Genomic DNA, 1,679 nt, shown 5'->3' with positions numbered 1-1,679 from the left:
GCTGCCACCGGGCCCTTCGGTGCGTCCTGGGCCCTGCGCGTGTTCTGAGTCGTGCGTGCGTCCTGGGCCGTCGGTGCGTCACGGGACCGCACCCGAACGGAGGAAACCTCCGGTCGTGCGGGGTGGTTCACGGCCGTGTCCGGGTTGCGCATCGGACCGGACTGTTCCGAATGCCCTGTCTGTGTACGGGCATATGCTCAGGGGCGAAGCCGACTCCCCATCCGGCTTCGGCCCTCACTCGACCCAGGAGCAGTATGTCGACCGCCGCCCGCCAGGCATTTTTCGACCGGACGCACAGCGACGACCTGATCGCGTTCCTCGGCACCTCGCCGTCTCCGTACCACGCGGTGGCGAGCGCCGCGGAGCGGTTGGAGAAGGCGGGCTTCCGGCAGGTCGCCGAGACGGACGCGTGGGACGGCGCGGCCGGTGGGCGCTACCTGATCCGCGGGGGCGCGCTGATCGCCTGGTACCTGCCGGAGGGGGCGGGCCCCGAGATGCCGTTCCGGATCGTCGGCACCCACACCGACTCGCCCAACCTGCGGGTCAAGCCGGTGCCGGACACCGGTTCGGAGGGCTGGCGGCAGGTCGCGGTGGAGATCTACGGCGGCGTCCCGCTGAACACCTGGCTGGACCGCGACCTCGGCCTCTCCGGGCGGCTCGCGCTCAAGGACGGCACCACCCGGCTGGTCCAGCTGGACGAGCCGCTGCTGCGCGTGCCGCAGCTCGCCATCCACCTGGACCGCCAGGTCAACGAGGGCATGAAGCTCGACAAGCAGCGCCACCTCACCCCGATCTGGGGCCTCGGCCCGGTCGACGAGGGCGCGCTGATCTCCTACGTCGCCGAGCGGGCCGGCCTGGACGCCGCCGACGTGGTCGGCTGGGACCTCATGACCCACGACGTCCAGCCCGCCTCCTACCTGGGCCGCGACCGCGAGCTGCTGGCCGCCCCGCGCCTGGACAACCTGCTCTCGGTGCACGCGGCCACCGCCGCGCTCGCCGCCGTCGCCACGGCCGGCGCCGCCGCCGACCTGCCGTACATTCCGGTGCTGGCCGCGTTCGACCACGAGGAGACCGGCAGCGAGTCCGACACCGGCGCGCAGAGCCCGCTGCTCGGCAACGTGCTGGACCGGACGATCCACGCGCGCGGTGGCAACACCGAGGACCGGGCCCGGGCGCTCGCCGGCACCGTCTGCCTCTCCTCGGACATGGGCCACGCCGTCCACCCGAACTACAGCGAGCGGCACGAGCCGGGCCACCACCCGATGCCGAACGGCGGGCCGATCCTCAAGGTCAACGTCAACAACCGCTACGCGACCGACGGCGTCGGCCGGGCGGTGTTCGCGGCCGCCTGCGAGAAGGCGGGCGTGCCGTGGCAGACCTTCGTCTCCAACAACGCCATGCCCTGCGGTACGACGATCGGCCCGATCACGGCGGCACGGCTGGGCATCACGACGGTGGACTGCGGCATCGCGGCGCTCTCCATGCACTCGGCGCGCGAGCTGTGCGGCGCGGACGACCCGTACCTGCTGGCGAGCGCGCTCAAGGCCTTCCTGGAGGGCTGAAGACCGAGCTGAAGGGCTGAGGCCGAGTCGGAGGGCTGAAGACCGAGCTGAAGGGCTGAGGCCGAGTCGGAGGGCTGAAGACCGAGCTGAAGGGCGGGGCCCGGCGAGGAACGCCGG

Annotated in this window: 1 protein-coding gene; it reads left to right on the top strand. The window is 72.4% G+C overall.

What is annotated here, in order from left to right; translation table 11 throughout:
- The first annotated feature begins 254 nt into the window (after positions 1–254).
- Positions 255–1,562: a M18 family aminopeptidase gene (locus ACFU7Y_RS43750; protein ID WP_224281154.1), complete on the top strand. Its 1,308-nt coding sequence runs from the start codon at positions 255–257 to the stop codon at positions 1,560–1,562.
- Positions 1,563–1,679: the final 117 nt, after the last annotated feature.

This window comes from Kitasatospora sp. NPDC057542 (assembly GCF_042801945.1).
Lineage (GTDB): Bacteria > Actinomycetota > Actinomycetes > Streptomycetales > Streptomycetaceae > Kitasatospora.
This window is presented reverse-complemented; position numbering and strand designations above follow the sequence as displayed.

What these genes read in the sequence shown, in the direction of transcription:
- ACFU7Y_RS43750 (WP_224281154.1), top strand. Translation starts at nt 255, where the DNA reads ATGTCGACCGCCGCCCGCCAGGCATTTTTCGACCGGACGCACAGCGAC.